Below are 4114 nucleotides of genomic sequence, written 5' to 3'. Positions count from 1 at the left end.
ACAGGAGTCCATCATGGAAAACCAGTTGCAACAACTCAGGCAATACACAACCGTCGTCGCCGATACGGGCAACATCGAAGCCATTAGCCGTTTCCAGCCAGAGGATGCCACTACCAATCCTTCTCTGGTTCTGCAAGCCGCCCAGCTACCTGTGTATGAATCGCTTCTGAATGACGCCATCAACTACGCAAAACACATCACCTCCGATAGTGAACAACAAATTGAGGAAGCCTCCGACAAACTGGCCGTCAGCATTGGCACAGAGATTGTCAAAATTGTCCCTGGTCGTATTTCAACAGAAGTGGATGCCCGTCTGAGCTTTGACACTGACGCCTGTATCATCAAAGCCCGTAAACTGATCAAACTGTACGAAGAAGCCGGTGTTGGCAAAGACCGGATTCTGATTAAACTGGCCTCTACCTGGGAAGGTATTCGTGCCGCAGAAGTGTTGGAGCAAGAGGGCATTAACTGCAATCTGACGTTACTGTTCAGTTTTGCCCAGGCCCGTGCCTGTGCCGAAGCCGGTGCCTTCCTGATCTCCCCGTTCGTGGGTCGCATCATGGATTGGCACAAAGCCAAAACAGGCACCTCCGGCTATGAAGCCGCAGAAGATCCGGGCGTTCTGTCTGTTCAGACCATTTACAACTATTACAAGTCCATGGAATACAGCACCATTGTTATGGGGGCCAGCTTCCGCAATATTGGTGAGATTCTGGAGCTGGCCGGTTGCGACCGTCTGACTATCAGCCCGCCATTGCTGGAAGAACTAAGCCAGAATGAAGAACCCGTTATTCAGAAACTGTTTTCTGAGATAAACAAGCCTGCTGCTCGTCCGAAAGCCATGACTGAAGCCGAGTTTCGCTGGGCGCATAATCAGGATCCAATGGCCACTGAAAAGCTGGCCGAAGGGATTCGCAACTTTGCCCTGGATCAGGGTAAGCTTGAAGACCTTATCCGCAGTAAAATGTGAATTCTATTGATGATTTCTCCTCGTTCCCACGCTCCAGCGTGGGAATGCATACCGATACTTCCGACGGACTCCGTACCTGTTGACGGGTGTGGTATGCATTCCCACGGAGGACCGTGGGAACGAGGGCGATCTGGATTTATGCACGACAAATGCTGTCTGCATTCAGATGCAACGCTGTTTTCATCAACAGTGACATGGGATAATACATTGCAGCAATAAACACCATGAAGTTTCCCCCTATGCAGCTTGATAACCCCCTTCTTCCCAATTACGACTTTGATGCCCACCTGGTCGCCGGGTTAACGCCCATAGAGCGTGATTCCGAACTGGATTTTATTATTGACCGCCCCAATGGCATGCAGGGTTTCATTATTAATATAACGACCCGGGGAAAAGGGATGATCTTCAGGGGAGAGGATCAGTTTGAAGTGGGTCATGGTGATTTGCTGTTATTCCCCCCGGAGGCTGCGCATTTTTACCAGCGCCATGATCAGGAACCCCGGTGGTACCATCGCTGGATTTATTTTCGTCCAAGAGGTTTCTGGTCAGAACTGTTGAGCTGGCAGTTAAGCACGGGTGGTGTATACCTCACCAAAAACTTGTCAGAAGACAGCGTTCAACTAATTGAATCACTGTTTATTGACGTTGATCTGGCTTCAAAACAGGATACCCCCTTCAGCGGAGAGCTCGCGGTTAATTTGCTTGAACAGCTACTTATTCGCTGTAAAACGCTTCAACCTGAAAATGCCATCAGAAAGCTTGATCCCAGAATAATTGAAGTGATCAATATTATGTCAGACAACATTTGCAGGGAGTACAGCGTTGAGGAATTAGCGTCCCGGGTGTATTTGTCTGCTTCCAGGTTAGCTCATTTGTTTCGCGAGGACGTGGGCTCTACTATTATTCAGTGGCGTAATGATCAGCGTATTAATTACGCCAAACAGCTTTTAACAACCAGTCAGATATCCATCAACAGAATCAGTAGAATAGTGGGTTATACCGACCCATTGTATTTTTCAAGGATTTTTAAGCGTGTTATTGGTGTGAGTCCAAAAGCTTTTCGCAATTATCATGTTTCCATTGAAGAGGATTAGCCCTGACGATCGATCTGAAGCGAAATCCCCCTTAATTTCCAGAAAGAGTAGTAGACCATGGCCGTTTTCCTGTTATGCCTGTTTTGCCTGTTTCTTGGCTATAAATTTTACAGCCCTTTTGTTGAGCAACAGGCAGGCATTGATCCTGATGCCCTGACGCCGCAAAAGCGTTTTAATGACGGCGTTGACTATGTTGAAATTCATCCGGTAAGAGCCTTTCTGATCCAGTTTCTGAATATAGCCGGTGTCGGCCCTATTTTTGGCCCCATCCTTGGTGCCCTGTATGGCCCCATCGCGCTGGTATGGATTGTTTTGGGGAATATCGCCGGTGGCGCAGTTCATGATTATTTCTCGGGGGTATTGAGCATTAAGGAAAACGGCAAGTCTCTGCCCGAAATTGCCGGGCATTATTACAATATTTATTTCAAAGGGGTCATGCTCGTTTTTACCACGATGCTGCTGTTTTTTGTGGGTGTCGTGTTTATCATGAGCCCTGCGGGGCTACTGAGTAACCTCAGCTATTTTAAAGGAACCTTTCTGGCCAGTAATACGTTCTGGGTATTGCTGATTCTTGGCTACTATTTTCTGGCAACCCTGCTTCCCATTGATAAAATCATTACCCGACTGTATCCACTGTTCGGCCTGCTGATGATTGTGATGACTACATCAATTGCCGTAGCTCTGCTGATTGACGCGCCCAACATGCCAGAAATTACAGATGTATTTGCTTACTTTTCCCATACTGAGGAACCGTTGTTAGCGCCTGATCCGGGTGGGTTGTCTGTGTGGCCCCTGCTGTTTTTAACCATAACCTGCGGTGCCATCAGTGGCTTTCATTCGACTCAAGCCCCTATCATGGCGCGCTGTTTGACCAATGAAAAATATGTTCGACCCGTTTATTACGGTGCCATGATGGCCGAAGGGGTGGTTGCCTGCGTGTGGGCCCTGGCGGGTATATCGGCGTTCCCCGGTGGTTATGCGGAACTGCAGTCTGTGCTCGACCAGGGTGGCCCTGGCCTGGTAGTGAATCAGGTAGCATCCAGTTATTTAGGCGTTATGGGCGGTATCATGGCGATCATTGCTGTGGCGGTTTTCCCCATCACTTCCGGTGATACTGCCTTTCGCTCGCTTCGCCTGACCCTTGTTGACGCCTTTAATATTCCTCAAAACATGCGTAACCGTATTTTTCTGGCGGTACCCATTTTAGTTGTCGCCTACCTGATCACCTTTGTGGACTTCTCATTAATCTGGCGGTATTTTGCATTCTCTAACATGCTGTTATCCACCAGCGTGTTGTGGCTGGCAACAAAATACCTGTTCGACCGGGGAACCTTTCACTGGATTGCCAGCCTGCCTGCCGTGATTGGTAGCAGTGTGACACTGTCTTATATCCTCAGTGCCAGCATTGGTTTCGGCATCCCGATGGCATCGGCCCGACCCGCCGGAGCCATCATTGGCGTTATTATTTTAATCATCCTGATTATTGTTGATCGTAAAGCAAGGCGGGATTAATCCGGGTGTAATTAAAAGTGTTCCCTGGTTGCTGCCATCTGAGAGGCTGGGGGTCTTTCATTTTGCATTAGCATGAACAAACCATGGATTGTCTATTTTTGGAATGCAAAACGACAGAACCGGTCCGGGCTTTCATGTGGTAGACGACGTTAGTTATGCAAAATGAAAGACCTGACCCCGATTTTTTTTGTTCTTCTAAACTCCGTGAGCTCTGTGCCTTTTATGCCCCTCGGGTACTGTGGTGAAAAAACACACCCTCCCAGATAGATTGAAATCAGGAAGTTATTTGTTGAAATAATGCATGGATTTATGTGTAATCGAATACAAGATATGGGCTAACTGAATACCCTGCCAGTTTTGAAGCCCTTGCAGCACATGGATACTTCCTTAATGTCCATCCAAAGATGTTTTCTTGGGATATGCTTCCGCTGAAGGTTAAAAATAACATCGCGCTATGGGAGTTTAAACGACAGTGGGTGTTGCCAGATTCATAATGAAAATATAAAAAAATGGTACTTTTTTTCATCGATCATGAAAT

3 protein-coding genes are annotated in these 4114 nt (G+C 47.5%); all 3 read left to right on the top strand.

Features of this window, described 5'->3' with window-relative positions; translation table 11 throughout:
- Nucleotides 1–13: 13 nt before the first annotated feature.
- The 3 genes from tal (at nt 14) to RM811_RS15165 (ending at nt 3576) form a co-directional block, all read left to right on the top strand.
- Nucleotides 14–970, top strand: coding sequence for a transaldolase (gene tal / locus RM811_RS15175; protein WP_402525883.1), 957 nt, complete (start codon nt 14–16; stop codon nt 968–970).
- Between the two features lie 224 nt (nt 971–1194).
- Nucleotides 1195–2064, top strand: a complete 870-nt coding sequence (gene araC / locus RM811_RS15170) for an arabinose operon transcriptional regulator AraC (protein WP_402525880.1) — start codon at nt 1195–1197, stop codon at nt 2062–2064.
- A 57-nt stretch (nt 2065–2121) separates the two neighbouring features.
- The gene (locus RM811_RS15165) at nt 2122–3576 is read left to right on the top strand and encodes a carbon starvation protein A (protein WP_402525878.1); all 1455 of its coding nucleotides are present in this window, start codon (nt 2122–2124) and stop codon (nt 3574–3576) included.
- Nucleotides 3577–4114: the final 538 nt, after the last annotated feature.

Origin of the sequence: Endozoicomonas sp. (genome assembly GCF_031844845.1) — a bacterium.
Taxonomy (GTDB): Bacteria; Pseudomonadota; Gammaproteobacteria; order Pseudomonadales; family Endozoicomonadaceae; genus Endozoicomonas.
This window is presented reverse-complemented; position numbering and strand designations above follow the sequence as displayed.